The 15,362-nt window shown below is 70.5% G+C and carries 17 protein-coding genes; 10 read left to right on the plus strand and 7 right to left on the minus strand.

Annotated features, from left to right (window positions below; all coding sequences use genetic code 11):
- Window positions 1-29: 29 nt before the first annotated feature.
- The 6 genes from N4G66_RS09950 (at window position 30) to N4G66_RS09975 (ending at window position 4,914) form a co-directional block, all read left to right on the plus strand.
- Complete coding sequence (locus N4G66_RS09950; RefSeq protein WP_261703641.1) at window positions 30-875, plus strand: helix-turn-helix domain-containing protein; 846 nt, start codon at window positions 30-32, stop codon at window positions 873-875.
- A complete protein-coding gene (locus N4G66_RS45860; RefSeq protein WP_391858784.1) occupies window positions 875-1,135 on the plus strand; it encodes a DUF397 domain-containing protein in 261 nt (86 codons plus the stop codon). Before N4G66_RS09950 ends, N4G66_RS45860 begins: the two co-directional genes overlap by 1 nt.
- A gap of 224 nt (window positions 1,136-1,359) precedes the next feature.
- Window positions 1,360-1,662: a hypothetical protein gene (locus N4G66_RS09960; protein WP_261703642.1), complete on the plus strand. Its 303-nt coding sequence runs from the start codon at window positions 1,360-1,362 to the stop codon at window positions 1,660-1,662.
- Window positions 1,663-1,886: 224 nt separating this feature from the next.
- A complete protein-coding gene (locus N4G66_RS09965; protein ID WP_261703643.1) occupies window positions 1,887-2,687 on the plus strand; it encodes a hypothetical protein in 801 nt (266 codons plus the stop codon).
- 170 nt (window positions 2,688-2,857) lie between these two features.
- Window positions 2,858-3,562 carry a response regulator transcription factor gene (locus N4G66_RS09970; protein ID WP_449343311.1) on the plus strand — a complete coding sequence of 235 codons (705 nt, stop codon included), beginning with the start codon at window positions 2,858-2,860 and terminating at the stop codon, window positions 3,560-3,562.
- A complete protein-coding gene (locus tag N4G66_RS09975) occupies window positions 3,559-4,914 on the plus strand; it encodes a sensor histidine kinase (RefSeq protein WP_261703645.1) in 1,356 nt (451 codons plus the stop codon). Before N4G66_RS09970 ends, N4G66_RS09975 begins: the two co-directional genes overlap by 4 nt.
- A 60-nt stretch (window positions 4,915-4,974) precedes the next feature.
- Here N4G66_RS09975 and N4G66_RS09980 read toward each other — a convergent pair whose 3' ends face one another.
- On the minus strand, window positions 4,975-5,940 hold the full coding sequence (locus N4G66_RS09980; protein ID WP_261703646.1) for a GlxA family transcriptional regulator: 966 nt from the start codon (window positions 5,938-5,940) through the stop codon (window positions 4,975-4,977).
- A 250-nt stretch (window positions 5,941-6,190) separates the two neighbouring features.
- On the opposite strand from N4G66_RS09980, the gene N4G66_RS09985 reads away from it, so the two are divergent.
- Window positions 6,191-6,700, plus strand: coding sequence for a DUF2269 family protein (locus N4G66_RS09985; protein WP_261703647.1), 510 nt, complete (start codon window positions 6,191-6,193; stop codon window positions 6,698-6,700).
- Between the two features lie 106 nt (window positions 6,701-6,806).
- Here the strand turns inward: N4G66_RS09985 and N4G66_RS09990 are convergent, their stop codons facing one another.
- Entirely contained in the window at window positions 6,807-7,268 is a 462-nt protein-coding gene (locus tag N4G66_RS09990) for a MarR family winged helix-turn-helix transcriptional regulator (protein ID WP_261703648.1), read from the minus strand.
- 104 nt (window positions 7,269-7,372) lie between these two features.
- On the opposite strand from N4G66_RS09990, the gene N4G66_RS09995 reads away from it, so the two are divergent.
- On the plus strand, window positions 7,373-8,320 hold the full coding sequence (locus N4G66_RS09995) for a quinone oxidoreductase family protein (RefSeq protein ID WP_261703649.1): 948 nt from the start codon (window positions 7,373-7,375) through the stop codon (window positions 8,318-8,320).
- A gap of 35 nt (window positions 8,321-8,355) precedes the next feature.
- Window positions 8,356-8,865: a levansucrase gene (locus N4G66_RS10000; protein ID WP_261703650.1), complete on the plus strand. Its 510-nt coding sequence runs from the start codon at window positions 8,356-8,358 to the stop codon at window positions 8,863-8,865.
- 208 nt (window positions 8,866-9,073) lie between these two features.
- Here N4G66_RS10000 and N4G66_RS10005 read toward each other — a convergent pair whose 3' ends face one another.
- The 3 genes from N4G66_RS10005 to N4G66_RS10015 all read right to left on the minus strand — a co-directional run bounded on the left by N4G66_RS10005 (window position 9,074) and on the right by N4G66_RS10015 (window position 11,632).
- A complete protein-coding gene (locus N4G66_RS10005; protein ID WP_261703651.1) occupies window positions 9,074-9,433 on the minus strand; it encodes a VOC family protein in 360 nt (119 codons plus the stop codon).
- Between the two features lie 111 nt (window positions 9,434-9,544).
- On the minus strand, window positions 9,545-10,021 hold the full coding sequence (locus N4G66_RS10010; RefSeq protein WP_261703652.1) for a hypothetical protein: 477 nt from the start codon (window positions 10,019-10,021) through the stop codon (window positions 9,545-9,547).
- 237 nt (window positions 10,022-10,258) lie between these two features.
- A complete protein-coding gene (locus N4G66_RS10015; RefSeq protein ID WP_261703653.1) occupies window positions 10,259-11,632 on the minus strand; it encodes a DUF445 domain-containing protein in 1,374 nt (457 codons plus the stop codon).
- A 229-nt stretch (window positions 11,633-11,861) separates the two neighbouring features.
- Here N4G66_RS10015 and N4G66_RS10020 point away from each other — a divergent pair, with 229 nt between their 5' ends.
- Window positions 11,862-13,193 carry an SGNH/GDSL hydrolase family protein gene (locus N4G66_RS10020; RefSeq protein ID WP_261703654.1) on the plus strand — a complete coding sequence of 444 codons (1,332 nt, stop codon included), beginning with the start codon at window positions 11,862-11,864 and terminating at the stop codon, window positions 13,191-13,193.
- Between the two features lie 193 nt (window positions 13,194-13,386).
- Here N4G66_RS10020 and N4G66_RS10025 read toward each other — a convergent pair whose 3' ends face one another.
- Both N4G66_RS10025 and N4G66_RS10030 read right to left on the minus strand, forming a co-directional pair.
- Entirely contained in the window at window positions 13,387-14,238 is an 852-nt protein-coding gene (locus N4G66_RS10025) for a DUF1707 SHOCT-like domain-containing protein (protein WP_261703655.1), read from the minus strand.
- Window positions 14,239-14,321: 83 nt separating this feature from the next.
- On the minus strand, window positions 14,322-15,317 hold the full coding sequence (locus N4G66_RS10030) for an ABC transporter ATP-binding protein (RefSeq protein WP_261703679.1): 996 nt from the start codon (window positions 15,315-15,317) through the stop codon (window positions 14,322-14,324).
- Window positions 15,318-15,362: the final 45 nt, after the last annotated feature.

Here is a 15,362-nt window from a genome sequence, read left to right on the forward strand (position 1 = left end):
CTGAGAGATCCATACGGAGGGCCGCACTCATGGCAGTTGGACCTACCACTCGCAGGCGCCAACTCGGCGCCGATCTACGGCGCCTACGGGAACGTAAAAAACTGACCTTGGAGGAGGCAGGTGCACGCGTCGGGATCTCCAAGGCAACGCTCAGCCGCTACGAAACCAAAGAGGGCACAGTCAAGTGGCCTGCCGTAGATGCTCTTTGCCGGGAATACGGCACCACCGACGAGGAGCGTCTCGCCCTCGTGGAGCTCGCCAAGGGAGCCAAGATTCAAGGCTGGTGGCGATCCCTCGCTGATCCCATTCCCGAGTCCATGAACCTAATGCTCACGCTTGAGGACGAGGTGGTGCGCGAGGACCACTACGCCTGCATGTACATCCCCGGTCTGCTCCAGACGCGCGGTTACGCAGAAGCCGTCCACCGCGCCTCGGAGATGCAGTGTCCGGAGAAGGAGGTGCAGCACATGGTCGACATCCGTATGAAGCGTCAGGATCTCCTCCACCGGGACGAGCCCCCGCACATCTGGTGCGTGATCGACGAAGCGGCGATCCGTCGTAGCGTCGGCGGACGCAAGGTCATGCACGAGCAGCTTCAGCACCTCCTGACCATGTCGGAACAACCCCACATCACCATCCAGGTGCTGACGTTCTCAACCGGTGCTCATGCAGCCGCGGTTGGCAGCTTCGCAATCCTGCGCGGCCCGACCCTTGAGCTGGACGTGGTGTACGTGGACGTCCTGAGCGGTGGCCTATTCATGGAGAAGCCGCAAGAACTGGAGCGCTATAGGTTGGCGTTCCAGTACCTCAGCGCACAGGCACTCGATCTGGAGTCCTCGGCAGCGCTCATCGGCCGCATAAGCAAGGAGTCGTAATGCCTGAACCGCTGGCGCCCCTCTGGTTCAAGTCCTCCTACAGCGGCGGTAGCGGCACCGAATGCGTCGAGTGCGCCCACACGGACGAGGGCACGCTGATTCGCGACTCCAAGACCCCCAACAGCCCTACCCTCACAGTGCGCCCCTCGACTTGGCGGGCCTTCATACGCCGCCTCCCCGAAGGGCCGGTCTCCCAGGACGGGGCTCTTTTGTCGCGCCACAGGCACACCGTCACCACGGGCAGTCGTTCTTGTCCGTGAAGGCGGGCTCGTCGATGTAGCACGGTCTCCGTCACGGCGATCGAGCGGCAGAGGTCCCTCACGGACTCGATGTCGGGCAGTGCCCGGGCGACATCGTGAACGGTCACACCGCGCGTCCAAGCGGATGCCACTCACAGGCCGGAAAAGTTGACATTGGTCCACTCAATCCTGTACTCGCGTTAGCCTCGATCCATTCGGAACGACCCCGTGAGCAGGAGGCAGTGATGGCGAAGGTTCCCAGCGCAGTGGTCGCCGCCGGCGGGCTCGTCGGTGGGTACGGCGTCGCCCGTTGGACGAGGAAGCGGCAGCTCGGCGGGGTCGTACTGGTCGGCGCCGGGGCTGTCGCCGCGCGGCAGTGGAAGCAGCAGGCCGGCGGGAAGGCCGCGGGGGCGCTGACCGCCACGTACATCGCCGCCTTCGCCGGGTCGCATCCGCTGGCCAAGAAGGTGGGCGCCTGGCCCGCCGTCTTCGGCGTCGCCGGTGCCGTCGCCCTCGCCTCCTGGGCCGTCGCCGACCGGCACGCCTGAGCGACGATCGGCCGGCCCGGGGAGCAGCCGGCCGGCACGGCAGCCTGGCGGGTACGAGGAGTACGGGCCGCACGGGGAGCACCCGGCAGCGGCCCGTCGGCCGGAGCAGGCGGGCTCTAAGGTCCGCCTAAGCTTTCGTGAGAGTTTCCTTGAGTTCCGCGTGGTCTTCTCGGCCGTGGGTGACGGCAGCCGCCGACCGCCCGCGAGCTCGAAGGAGAGCATGTATGCCACGTATGCCACGCACGTCACGTATGAAGAGCAGGGCACGGTGGACCGCCGTGGCGGCCGCGGCCACCGCGGCGATCTGTCTGACCGGGTCGGCAGCCGCGTCCTCGAACCCGTCGCCCGGTGGAAAGCCGACCACGTCCGCGTCGGTCGACGGGGCGAAGTCCGCCAAGGCCAGGGCAGTCGCGGCCGCCAAGGCGGCAGGCAAGGCCAACGGCAAGGGCAAGCCGGTGGAGGATCAGGCGCGGCTCGTGGAGGCTTTCGCCAAAGGGATCGCCGCTCGGCTCGGGGTGAGCCCGGCGTCTGCACGGCAGGCGGTCAAGGAGCTGTTCGCGCTGGCGGACCGGCACGACGGCGTCGACCCGAGGAGCCCCGAGTTCGCGGCCATCGCCAAGCGGCTCGGCGTCACCCCCGGACAGTTCGAGAAGGCGCTGTCCGCGACCAAGCAGGCCATCGGGAAGCAGCAGGGCCCCGGAAAGCCCGGGGAGGGGAAGGGCAGGGACAAGGGCAAGCCCGGGCGCGACAAACCCGTCATCAAGCACCAAGGGCCCGACGACCCCGCCGACATGCGGAGTGTCGCCCTGGGCGTCGCCCATCGGCTGGGAGTGAGCACGTCCGCCGCCGAGCGAGCGGTCAAGGAGCTGTTCGCGCTCTCCGACCGGCCGGGCGGTGTCGACGCGGGAAGCACGGAGTTCGCGGCCATCGCGAAGCGCCTCGGCGTCACCCCGGGACAGTTCGAGAAGGCACTGTCCGCGACCAAGCAGGCCACGATCGCCGAGGAGCAGTCCCTGAAGGGCTGATCCAGCAGCGTGACGGCTGATCCAGCTCATCCAGCAGCGTGACGGTCGGTCCGGCGCCCCCGGGCCGACCACCCTTGCCGCCCACGTCACCCTCTCTCACCCATTCGTCCCGCCCTGTCCGTCCCCGCCTCCCGGACAGCCCTCACCCCCTGCCCCTCTCCCCCTATCCGATCCGACCCCCGAACAGGACGATTACCCCCATGCGTGTGCTGGTGGTGGACGACGACGACGCGGTGCGCCTCGCGCTCTCCCGGGCTCTGGTCCGGGACGGCCACGAGGTGGCGGAGGCGAGCGACGGAACAGCGGCTCTGACGGCGCTCGGAGGCAGTCGGCCCGACGCCGTCATCCTCGACGTGCTCATGCCCGAGCCCAACGGCCTGGAGGTGTGCCGCCGGATCCGGGCCCGGGGCGACCGCGTGCCGATCCTCATGCTGACCGCCCGGGACCTGGTCGAGGACCGGGTCGCCGGGCTGGACGCGGGCGCCGACGACTACCTGGTCAAACCGTTCGCGCTGGACGAGTTGCGGGCTCGGATCCGCGCCCTGCTGCGGCGCAGCGGCGCCACCCAGGAGGAAGTCGTCCGCTTCGCCGACCTGGAACTGGACGTGGCGGCCTGCCGGGCGCGGCGCGGCGGGCGGACGCTGGAACTCACCCGCACCGAGTACGCCCTCCTGGAACTGTTCCTGCGCAACCCGCAGCGCGTGCTCAGCCGTTCGCTCATCTTCGAGGCGGTGTGGGGCTACGACTTCGGGCCCTCCTCCAACGCGCTCTGGGTCTACGTCAGTTACCTGCGCGCGAAGCTGGAGGCGGGCGGCGAGCCCCGGCTGCTCCAGACCGTGCGCGGGCTCGGATACGTACTGCGGGAGGAGCCGTGACCCTGGGCAACCGGGTGGCGCTGGCCGGCGGCGCCGTGGTCTTCGCGGCGCTGCTGCTGGCCTCGCTGATCATCTACCCGTCGCTCAGCGCCGGCCTGCACCAGCAACACGATTCCGTGCTGATCACCGCCGCGGACAAGGACGCCTCCAAGCTGCTGGCGGGGTTCAAGACCAAGATGCAGGCGTTGGAGCGGGAAGGCACGCCTCTGGCGGCGCCGACCTCGCCGGTCACCGTCGGCTCCACACAGCTCCAGTTCATCGTCCCGCCGGTCGTCTCCGGTACCGAAGGCGACTTCATCCCCGTCACCGCGAAGGATGTCCAGGTCGCCCGGGGCGCGGCGCCTGCCTACTTCCAGGACGCCACGTTCAAGGGGGTGAACTACCGGGTCTACACAGCGCCGTTGTCCGGCTGGAAGGGCGCGCTCGTCCGCGCGTCGATACCGCAGTCCGTGGTCGACTCCACCCTCGGCCCGCTCGCCGTCATGCTGATCGTGATCACCGCCTGCGGCACCCTGCTGGCCGTCCTCGGCGCGCGGCTCGTGGCAGGCCGGGTGCTCCGCCCCGTACGGCGGCTCACCGAGACGGTCGAGCACATCACGGCCACCCAGGACCTCACCGCCCGGATCGACGTACGGGGACGCGACGAGATCGCCCGGCTGGCAGGCTCCTTCGCCGCGATGATGACGGCCGTGGAGGAGTCGGTACGAGCGCAGCGGCAGCTGGTCGCCGATGCCTCGCACGAGCTGCGCACCCCGCTGACCAGCATCACCACCAATCTGGAGCTGCTGAGCGAAGGCCCCGGTGTGGCCGATCCGCAGGCCCCCGCGCTGGTCGAACAGGCCCGCACCCAGGCCGAGGAGCTCCGGTCCCTGGTCAACAACCTGGTGGAACTGGCCCGGTTCGGGCAGCAGGACGCCCACACCGAGGACACCCGCCTCGATCTGCTCGCGGAGCGGGTGGTTGCCCGGACCGCCCGCCGCAGCCCGCAGGTGGCGCTGCGCACCGATCTCTCCGCGTGCATGGTGCATGCCGACCCCGACGCCCTGGAGCGCGCCGTGGGCAACCTCGTCGACAACGCCGTCAAGTGGAGCCCGGCGGGCGGTCAGGTCCTGGTCGCGGTGCTCCCCGACGGCACGGTCACGGTCACCGACGAGGGCCCGGGCATCCCGGCGGCCGACCTGCCCTTCGTCTTCGACCGCTTCTACCGTTCGCCGACCGCCCGCGCCCTTCCCGGATCCGGCCTCGGGCTCGCGATCGTCAAACAGGTCGCCGAGACCCACGGCGGCACCGTGGCCACCGAACCCCTGGACCAGGGTCTGCGCATGAGGCTCTCCCTCCCGGCCGCGCCCTGACCTCGCGCGTCCGCAAGACCTCGGCAGCCCTCGGAGAACCGGCCCTCGGAGAACCGGCCCTCAGAGGACCCCCTCCCCCACTCCCCGAAACGCCCGCCGGTATGCGTACGGGCTCGTCCCCACCACCCGCTTGAAGCGCTCCCGGAATGCCGTCGGTGAGCCGAACCCCGCCTGGGTGGCGATGCGTTCGACCGGGTACGTGGTCGTCTCCAGGAGGTACTGGGCGCGTCGCACCCGGGCCCGGTGCAGCCACTGGAGGGGTGACGTGCCGGTCTGTTCGCGGAAGCGGCGGTTGAGGGTGCGGGTACTCATACCGGCATGGCCGGCGATGTCCTCCAGGGTCAGCTCCCGGTCCGCGTTCTCCTCCAGCCAGTCGAGGAGCGGCTCCATGGTCGTGCCCGCCGGTACCGGCGGCTGGGTGTGGACGATGAACTGGGCCTGGCCTCCTTCCCGTTCGAGCGGCATGACGGACAGCCGGGCGGCGTGCGCGGCGACCGCCGAACCGTGGTCCTTGCGGATCATGTGCAGGCACATGTCCAGGGCCGCCGCCGCGCCCGCCGAGGTGAGGAACTGGCCGTTGTCGACGTAGAGCACGTTCGGGTCGACGGTCACCGCCGGGTACCTGGCCGCCAGTTCCCGGGCCGCGACCCAGTGCGTGGTCGCGCGCAGTCCGTCCAGCAGGCCGGTGGCGGCGAGGACGAAAGCGCCGACGCAGATCGAGGCGATCCGGGTGCCGTTCCCGGCCGCCGCGCGCAGCGCCTCCGCGACGCCCGGAGGGAGAGGTGCGGACGGGTCGGCGACGCCGGGCAGGACGATCGTGTCCGCGTCGGCCAGCGCCTCCAGGCCGTACGGGGCACGCAGTGTGAAGGCGCCCGCGCTCACCTCCGTGTCCGCCGCGACCGAGCACACCCGGGTCCGGTACGCCGGCCGGCCGTCGGGCAGCCGGGCCCAGCCGAAGGTGTCGATCGGGGCGGCGAGATCGAACGGGATGACCTGGTCGAGTGCCAGTACGGCCACGGTGTGCATGGCCAGAGCCTAGGCATACGCCGGATTCCCGTCATGCGGCCGGCGGTGCTCCGCGGTGGCCGACAGGATTCCCGTCATGCGGCCGACAGTGCTCCGCAGTGGCCGACAGGATCCGGCATCCGGCAGTGGTCGGCAGGATCCGGACCCCTGGCGTTACCAGCAGTGAGGTGATGGCTGCTGGCCGGAATCCGTTGGCCCCTGGCAGAAGTGCCACTTCTCCAAGATCCGCCCCGGCCTCTAGCGTCACCCCGTGACCAAGTTCCTCCTCGCCGTCCATGTCATCGCCGCGATCGTCGCCATCGGGCCCGTCACCGTCGCCGCGAGCATGTTCCCGCCGGCCGCGCGCAAGATGCTCGAAGCGCCGGACGACGCGGGCGCGCTCGCCACCACGCGGCTGCTGCACCGCATCTGTCAGGTGTACGCCGTGGCGGGTGTCGTCGTCCCCGTCTTCGGGTTCGCCACGGCGAGCGACATGGGCGTGCTCGGCGACACCTGGCTGATCGCGTCCATCGCGCTGACCGCGCTCGCGGCCGTGGTCCTCGCCGCTCTGGTACTGCCCCGGCAGAGCGCGATCCTGGAAGGTGCGCTCCAGGCGGGGGCCGTCCAGATGGGCGCGGCCCAGGAAGGCGCGGCCCCGGAGAGGGCGGTGGACCGTACGGCGACCGTACGGCTCGCGATGTTCACCGGGATCTTCAACCTGCTGTGGGCCACCGTCACCGTCCTGATGATCATCCGGCCGGGGTCCACCACGGGGGCCTAGCACGACCGCCCGCGAGCGTTCCGTACGCCCGCCCGGAACACCCGGAATACCCGGAACACCCGCAGCACTCGGAACAACGGAACAACGGAACAACGTGGCGGCGGGCTCAGGCGGGGGGCGGGGCCGTTGCGTGGCGCGTCTGCTGGATCAGGACGGTGGTCGCGCGTTCCAGGAGTTCGCAGAGTGCGGTGTGCTCGGAGGGCGTGAACGCGTCGGTGAGCGCGCGTTCAAGGATGATCACCTCCTGGTAGGCACGGTCCAGCAGCGTCTGACCCTCGGCCGTGAGGGTGGCGATCTGCACCTTGGCGTGCACGGGGGACGTCTCGCGACGGATGAGTTCCTTGTTCTCCATATTGGTCAGCACGCTGCCCATGCTCTGCTGCGTCACCCCGCAGGAGCGGGCCAGTTGGGCGCCGGACATGCCGCCTTCGCGCGAGATGATCAACAGCACGGTGTACTGCGTCATGGTCAGCCCATAGGCGCGCAGTACCGCCTCATGGTGCGCCATCAACGCCTGCTCCGACCGCCTGATCCGGACGCAGAGGTCGTTCTCGATCGGGATCTCCACCGCGCACCCTCATCTCATTGACAGCTTCATGGGTTGACTCAGGAACCTTACATACATAGGTTCTCGACTATAAGGATACTGAGTCAACGCAGGAGGCTGTAACCATGAAGGCTGTCGTTCTCGACACCGATGACCGCTACCGGGTCACCGAACTCGACGAGCCCGTCCCCGGCCCCGGCCAGGTGGCGATCCGTGTGGCCTACGCCGGGATCCAGTGGGGCGACACGATGGTCAGGGACGGTCACTTCGCCGTACCGCGCCCCTTCGTCCCCGGGTTCGAGGCATCCGGACACGTTGTCGCGGTCGGCGCGGGTGTCGACGCGGGCCGTGTCGGTGCGCCCGTCACCGCGCTGACCGCCTCGGGCGCCTGCGCCGAGGTGGTCCTGGCACCCGCCCCGCTCACGTTCGACATCGGCGGCATGCCGCTGAGGACGGCCGCAGGTCTCGGGTGGGGCGCACCGACCGCCTACGACCTGATCAACACCGCCGCGCGTGTGCGACCCGGCGAGACCGTGCTGATCCACGCTGCCGCCGGCTCGGTGGGCACGCTCGCGGCCCAGTTCGCCCGACTGGCCGGTGCGGGCCGGATCGTCGGTGTGGTCGGCACCGCCGACAGGGCCGGCTACGCCGCGCGGTTCGGGTACGACCGGCTCCTGCTTCGCGAGGAGTTCCCGGCGAAGCTCGGCGACGAGAAGCCCGACGTCATCCTCGACCCGGTCGGCGGTCCGACATGCACCGCCGGGCTCGAACAGCTCGCAGCGCACGGCCGGTTGGTGGCATACGGCAACCTCGCCACGTACGAACCCGTCCGCGCCGACACCAACGACCTCCTCATGCACGGCAAGTCTCTGCTGACCTACAACAGCAACCTGCTCAGCCGGACCCACCCCGAGCGGCTCGCCGACAGTGCCCGCCGCGCACTCGGCCTCGTCGCCGACGGCAAGGTCCGCGTGGACATCACCGCCGAGTACGCCCTCGGGGACCTGGCCCTGGCCGTGCAGCGCCTCGCCGAGGGCACGACCCTGGGCAAGAGCGTCCTCCGCGTCGCCTGACGACACGCAGGAGTCGACCACCTAAAATCCCGCCCATGGACTCACAGCAGGACCAGTCGGCGCCGGGCGCCTATCTCACCCTCCTGGAGCGGCAGTTGACCGCCGACGGATGTGCCGTGCGGTGGGAGGACTGGGCCGGGGTGCCCGTACTCGTGGGGCGCCGGGCCGAGTTCCGGATGCGCTGGATGGCGACGAAGCTGCATCTGTTCACCGTGGCCGCGGCCGTCCCGGAGATAACCGTGCCGGTCGTCTCCGGCTTCACCGACCAGGTGATGCGCTACGCCAAGGACACCAAGGGCGGTCTGCCGGTCGGCCTGCAGAACGGCATCGGTGCCTTCCCGCTCCTGGTCAGCGACCGGGTCGATCCGGCGGCCGTGCAGTGGGCGGAGGCGCAGCAGCGGGTCAAGTTCGCCTGCATGACACGGCCCGTCGTGGTCGACAGCTCGCGCCAGTACGTGGGCATGTACCGCGGCAAGCCGGTTCTCGGGCGCGTCTACGCCTCGTACTTCAACGAGAAAGGCTCTCGGTACTTCTACGGCCAGTGAGGGCACGGGCGGTGCGCCGTCACCTCCGATGCGGGGGGCAGCGCACCCTCACCTCCAGTGCGGGAGCGGTGCGCCCTCACTTCCGGCGCACCTCACTTCCGGCGCACCTCAACTCCGGCGCACCTCAACTCCAGTGCGCCCCCACCTCCGGCGCACGGCCATCTCCGGCGCACGGCCATCTCCGGTGCGCCCTCGCTTCCGGCGCACCTCACCTCCGGTGCCCCAGCACATTCACCACCCGCCCGTTCGGATCCCGTACGAAGAACCGTCGTACGCCCCACTCCTCGTCCCGCAGCTCCCGCAGGACCTCCGCACCCGACGCGGTCACCCGCGCGTACACGGCGTCGACGTCCTCGACCTCCACGCTCAGGTCGGGGACGACGGGGGCGGTGCGTTCCTCGGTGAGGAAGCTGATCTGCGCGGTGGGGTTGGACGGGGACGCGAGGGTCATGACCCAGCCCTGGTTCATGACCTCCTCGAAGCCGAGGAGGCCGTAGAAGTCCCGGTTCGTCGCCATGTCCTTCTCGGACTCGATCCGGATGTCGGGGACGATCCTGCGGATGGTCATGGGCCTGCCTCCTCGCGGCCCACGGACGGTGAGCCGGTTCTCGCTTCGGAACGGGGCGGTTCTCGTCATCGACAGTGGGCCCGCACCCGCCGCGACCGGTGAGCCGGCGTCTCAGCCCCGGTCGGCGGCCAGGGCCCATTCCTCTTCCACGGCGTCCGCCAAGTCTGCCCTGAACTGCCGTGCCACCGAGGCCACGACCAGCACGGCGGCGGCCCCCAGCAGGGTGACGGCCGCCCACGTCAGCGGCCACACGTCGGCGAAGCCGTCCGGAGCGGCGGGATGGGTCCGCAGCGACACGTGGAGCAGGGCCGCCGGAGGCGCCGCGACCAGGAGCAACGGCCAGGCCAGCGCGTCCCGGAGGCCGAAGTGGACGGCCAGGAGCACCAGGACCGCGGCGAGGGCGAGGACGCCCGTTCCGTTCACCGGGGTGGTCTCCACAGTCGATCCCGGCGTCTCGGGGCGGTTGCGCAGGTCCCAGGGGAGGCAGACGAGGTACGCCGCGCAGGACAGGGCGGCGCCGAGCACACGCGTCAGCCAGCGTTCCGGCCAGGGGCGCGTTCGCAGAGGGCGGAGCAGCTTCTCGGTCATGCGTACGAGAATTCCGCGCCCGGCGGGGGCGCGACAGAGTACGCGTACTCAGAACGGCCCGCCCGGAACGGACCACTTGGAACCCGGAAGGGCCCGGCGCCCGACAGATCGCGTACGGCTCCGGATGGAGACGCCCCGCGCCCGACGGAACGCGTCCGGTCCGGACGGAGACCGTCCGGCTCCGGACGGAAAGGTTCCTTCGGGTGAACCCGCCCCGGGTTCCCGCCCACCGGCCGGTCACGCCCCCAGCGCGCGCGACACCACGTAGATCAGCAGTCCGGCCAGTGAGCCGACCACCGTGCCGTTGATCCGGATGAACTGCAGGTCGCGGCCGATGTTCGCCTCGATCTTCCGGGTCGTGTGCTCGGCGTCCCAGCCCGCGACCGTGTCCGTGATGAGCGAGGTGATCTCCTTGCGGTACGTCGTCACGACGTACACCGCGGCGCCCTCCACCCAGCTGTCGACCTTGGCCTGGAGCTTGGGCTCGGTGGCCATCCGGGCGCCGAGGGACAGCAGGGAGGCGCGCACGCGCAGCCGCAGTTCACTGCGCTCGTCCTCGGCCGCGGACACGATCATCGACCGTACGGCCGTCCACGCGGAGGCGATCAGGTCCTGGACCTCGCCGCGGCCCAGCACCTCGCCCTTGAGTCGCTCGACGCGCGCGCGGGTGTCGGTGTCGGACTGGAGATCGGAGGCGAAGTCGGTGAGGAACCGGTCGAGTGCGCCGCGGGCCGGATGGGACGGGGAGTCGCGCATCTCGGTGACGAAGCGGAGCAGTTCCTTGTAGACGCGCTCGCCGACCTTCTTGTCGACGAAGCGGGGGGTCCAGCCGGGTGCGCCGCCCTGGACCGCGTCCATCACCTGCTCGTCGTGGAACACCAGCCAGTCGTGGGCGCGGGTGACCACCAGGTCGACGAACCGTCTGTGCCCGCCGTCCGCGACGATCTTCTCCAGCATCTTCCCTATGCCGGGGGCGATCTCCTGGGCGTCGGCGCGACGGGTGATCGCCTCCCCGACCACGGCCTGGACGTCGGAGTCCCTGAGGACGGTCAGCGCGCCTCTGAGCGCGGCGGCCAGTTCGGCCGTGACCCGGTCCGCGTGGTCCGGATCGGCGAGCCAGGCTCCCAGCCTGCTGCCGATGCCCACCGCGCGCAGCCGCTGCCGGACGACCTCCTCGGAGAGGAAGTTCTCGCCGACGAACTCGCCCAGCGAGACGCCCAGCTGATCCTTCTTCTTGGGGATGATCGCGGTGTGCGGAATGGGCAGGCCGAGCGGGTGCCGGAAGAGGGCCGTGACCGCGAACCAGTCGGCCAGCGCGCCGACCATGCCCGCCTCGGCGGCCGCCGCGACATAGCCGGCCCAGGCGCCCGCGCCTTCGTGCGAGGCCCATTTGGCCAGCACGTAGACGAGGGCGACGAAGAGCAGCAGGCCGGTGGCGGTCGCCTTCATCCGGCGCACTCCGCGGCGCTTCTCCTCGTCGGCGGGGCTGAAGGTGTTCATCGCCCTGCCCGGCGGTCCGGCGGCCGGCCCCGCGTTCACGGCGTTCGTGGCGGTGCCGGGACGGGCATGCTGCTCCATGTCGTCCGCTTCACCCGAATTCGTGCGTTCCATTCACTCCACCCGTTTCGCAGGCCCCGTCGCGCCCCGTACACATTGTCCCTTTCTCCCTCTCTTCCTGACCGACTCCTGGAACGACACAGGAGTTCCCGGCGTCTGTTCGGATGGGGAATCGACCAGGGGGTCCCCTAGGGGGCGTGTCGGAGTTCTGCCACCCCATGACCCATCATGGGGTGATCGCATCGGAGCCCGGGGCTCCCTCGTTCGAGGAGAAACGCACCGCATGACCAAGCGTCACGGCTATGGCCTGCTCGCCGCGGTCCTCGCCGTGGTCGTGGTCCTTTCCGCGGCCATCTACTTCGGTGTCGCGGCCGGCGACGGCAGTGCCGCGAGGACAGACGTCGCCGGTGGCCGCACGTCACACAACGCCGCCGCCCCCGCCTCCACCGGCACCTGGGTCGGTGCCTGGGCGGCCTCCCCGGTCGGAGCCGAGCCCGGCACGGAGTCGAGCGGACTGGCGGGCCGCTCCGTACGCAACGTGGTCCACGCGGCCGTCGGGGGTACGAGTGCCCGCATCACGCTGTCCAATCTCTACGGGCGGCAGCCGCTGGTCATCACGCACGCCACGATCGCCGTCGCCGCGACCGCGAACAACGCCGCCGCCACGGCCGACACCATGCGCCGCCTCACCTTCGGCGGAGCCACGGCGGTCGTGGTCCCGTCCGGCGGACAGGTGAAGAGCGACGCCGTGCCCGTCCGTATCCCGCACGGGGTGGACGTCCTCGTGACGACGTACTCGCCGACCCCGTCCGGTCCGGTCACCTACCACCCGCGCGCACGGCAGATCTCGTACGTGGCCGCCGGCGACCGCACCGAGGACGTGAGCGCCGCCCCGTACACCGAACAGAGCCCGTACTGGCGTTACTTGACCGCGCTCGACGTGCTCAGCGACGAGGCCACGGGCACCGTCGTCGTCCTCGGCGACTCGCTCACCGACGGCGTCACCTCCACCGTGGGGGCCAACCGCCGCTGGACGGACGTCCTTTCGGAGCGGCTGCACGCGTCGGCCGGATCCGGCGCCACGCCCCGCTACAGCGTCGTCAACCAGGGCATCAGCGGGAACCGGGTCCTCGCCGCGGGCTCCGGCCAGCGGGCCGACAGCCCCAGCGGGCTGAGCCGGTTCGGACGCGACGTGCTCGACCGGACGAACGTCAGGGCCGTCGTCATCGACCTCGGTGTCAACGACATCCTGCGCAACCCGAACCAGGTCGACCCACGCACCGTCACCGACGGCCTCCGGACCCTGGTGCGCCGGGCGCACGCCCACGGACTGCGGGTGGTCGGCGCCACTTTGATGCCCTTCCAGGGGCACCGCGGGTACACGGACGCGCGGGAGGCCGTACGCCAGGCCGTGAACGCGGAGATCCGGGCCGGGAAGGTGTACGACGCCGTCGTCGACTTCGACCTCGCGCTGCGGGACCCGTACAACCCGCGCCGGCTGCGGACCGACTACGACTCGGGCGATCACCTGCACCCCAGCGACAAGGGGTTCCGGCGGATGGCCGACGTGTTCGACCTGTCGGACCTGAAGGGGTCGGCCCCGGCGGAGCTGTGATCGGTCGGCCCCGGCGGAGCTGTGATCGCCGGAGGCCGACGGCCCACGACCAACGGAAGATCAGCGGCCCCGTACCGGCTCCGGACGGCTGAGACCCCGGAGATACCCGGACGTCAGCGAACCCGGATGCCGCCTGCAGCCAACGGCCCTGTGCGCCAACGGAGTTCAGCGGTCGCCGTCCCGGTACCGGAGTTCAGTAGTTGCCGTCGCGCCGCCGGTGGCGGTCCTCCCGGCGTTCCCGGTGCCGCTCCCTGCGCTCCTCATGGCGTTGGCGGCGGTCCTCGTGGCGATCGCGGATCAGGTCGCGGACGTCGTCGAGCGCGTCGTACGCGTCGCCGAGGCCCCCGCCCTGCGAACCCTGCAGCTCCTTGCGGGCCTCCCTGCGCTCCAGCTTCTCCTGGCGGCGCTCCTCCTTGAGGCGCTGGCGCTCGGCACGGGTGAGTTTGCGCTCGACGCCGACACCGCCCCAGAACGCGAAGCCCGTGACGATCACCCGGGGCGCCCCGGGGTCGCCGGCCTGATCCGACTCGCGGTGGTCGAAACCGCCCATGATGCCGATGCCGCGGACGACGACCTCGACGCCGGGCGGCACGATCACGTTCATCCCGCCCATGACCGCGACGCAGTTGATGACGACCTCGCGGTCCGCGAAGTTCGCCTCGCGCAGGTCGATCTCGCCTCCGCCCATGAACGCGAAGGTGTTGAAGCGCTTCGGCACCGTCCAGCGGCCCTTGCGCTCGAAGCCGGACAGGATCGCCACGCCCCACGAGGACGAGCCCTCGCCACCGACGATACGAGAGCCCCAACTCCCATCGTCCACCGGCTGCTTGACCATGGAGACACGAGCGGTCGGGGCCGCGCCCGGGAGATCGCGGGTGATCGGCGCCAACTCCCCGTAGGTACGGGCCGCGTACGTCGCCTCCAGCCGCTCCTCGAACTCCTCCATGTCGAGACGGCCCTCCGCGAGGGCGTCCCTCAGCTGTTCGGAGACTCGTTCACGATCGGCGTCGGAGGCGCGCAGCTCCGGGAGTTCGTCGTCGGTCATGGACAGCAGCCTACGAGTTCCCCCGCCCGCGGGCCATCCGGCCCACCCTTCCGGCAGCCTCCGCCACGAGACCCTCTTCCCGGCTACGAGCCCGTCTTCCCGGCGTACATACGGCTGATGACCGCCTCGATGTCCGGCTCCCGCACCGAGAGGTCCACCAGCGGGTACTCCGCCGCGATCCGCGCCACCAGCGGAGCCGCCGACCGGGCGGCGGGGAAGGCCAGCCACTGCCGCGGCCCCTCCACCTTCACCACCCGCGCCGACTCCACCTCGATCGGCGGCAGTTCCCGCTCCAGGTCCACGACCAGGGTCCGCTCGCTCTCCCCCACCTCGTGCAGCCCGCTCAGCGCACCGTCGTACATCAGCCGCCCGTGGTCGATGACCATCACCCGCCGGCACAGCTGCTCGATGTCGGTGAGATCGTGCGTGGTGAGCAGGACGGTCGTGCCGCGCTCGGCGTTCAGGTCCCGCAGGAACTCCCGGACCCGCACCTTGCTGACCACGTCGAGCCCGATCGTCGGCTCGTCGAGGTAGAGCACCTCGGGATCGTGCAGCAGGGCCGCCGCGATGTCGCCGCGCATCCGCTGCCCCAGCGACAGTTGCCGCACGGGAACGTCCAACAGGGCGCCCAGATCGAGGAGTTCGACACAGCGGTCGAGGTTCTCCCGGAAACGCGCGTCCGGGACGCGGTACATGCGATGCATCAGCCGGTAGGAGTCGATCAGCGGGAGGTCCCACCACAGCGTCGTACGCTGCCCGAACACGACCCCGATCCGGCGGGCGACACGGGTGCGCTCGCGGGACGGGTCGAGACCGGCGACCCGCAGCCGGCCGCCGGACGGGGTGAGGATGCCGGTGAGCATCTTGATGGTGGTCGACTTCCCGGCGCCGTTCGGCCCGATGTAGCCGACCATCTCGCCGCGCGCCACGGTGAAGGAGATCGAGTCGACGGCCCGCACCTGACGGCGCTCACTGCGCAGGAAGCCCGTCTTCTTGCGCACGTCGAAGACCTTCTCGACGCCGTCGAGCTCGATGAAACCGGCCTCCGGGCCCGCTGCCCCGCCCGTCCCCGGGCCCACTGCACCGCCTGTCTCCGGGCCCGTTTCCCCGCCTGTCTCCGGGCC

The organism is Streptomyces rhizosphaerihabitans (assembly GCF_025399795.1).
GTDB lineage: Bacteria > Actinomycetota > Actinomycetes > Streptomycetales > Streptomycetaceae > Streptomyces > Streptomyces rhizosphaerihabitans.

Bases quoted from the DNA above. Each gene is read 5' to 3' on its own strand.
- N4G66_RS09950 (WP_261703641.1), top strand. From the start codon at position 30: ATGGCAGTTGGACCTACCACTCGCAGGCGCCAACTCGGCGCCGATCTA.
- N4G66_RS45860 (WP_391858784.1), top strand. From the start codon at position 875: ATGCCTGAACCGCTGGCGCCCCTCTGGTTCAAGTCCTCCTACAGCGGC.
- N4G66_RS09960 (WP_261703642.1), top strand. From the start codon at position 1,360: ATGGCGAAGGTTCCCAGCGCAGTGGTCGCCGCCGGCGGGCTCGTCGGT.
- N4G66_RS09965 (WP_261703643.1), top strand. From the start codon at position 1,887: ATGCCACGTATGCCACGCACGTCACGTATGAAGAGCAGGGCACGGTGG.
- N4G66_RS09980 (WP_261703646.1), bottom strand. From the start codon at position 5,940: ATGCACACCGTGGCCGTACTGGCACTCGACCAGGTCATCCCGTTCGAT.
- N4G66_RS09995 (WP_261703649.1), top strand. From the start codon at position 7,373: ATGAAGGCTGTCGTTCTCGACACCGATGACCGCTACCGGGTCACCGAA.
- N4G66_RS10000 (WP_261703650.1), top strand. From the start codon at position 8,356: ATGGACTCACAGCAGGACCAGTCGGCGCCGGGCGCCTATCTCACCCTC.
- N4G66_RS10005 (WP_261703651.1), bottom strand. From the start codon at position 9,433: ATGACCATCCGCAGGATCGTCCCCGACATCCGGATCGAGTCCGAGAAG.
- N4G66_RS10010 (WP_261703652.1), bottom strand. From the start codon at position 10,021: ATGACCGAGAAGCTGCTCCGCCCTCTGCGAACGCGCCCCTGGCCGGAA.
- N4G66_RS10015 (WP_261703653.1), bottom strand. From the start codon at position 11,632: ATGGAACGCACGAATTCGGGTGAAGCGGACGACATGGAGCAGCATGCC.
- N4G66_RS10020 (WP_261703654.1), top strand. From the start codon at position 11,862: ATGACCAAGCGTCACGGCTATGGCCTGCTCGCCGCGGTCCTCGCCGTG.
- N4G66_RS10025 (WP_261703655.1), bottom strand. From the start codon at position 14,238: ATGACCGACGACGAACTCCCGGAGCTGCGCGCCTCCGACGCCGATCGT.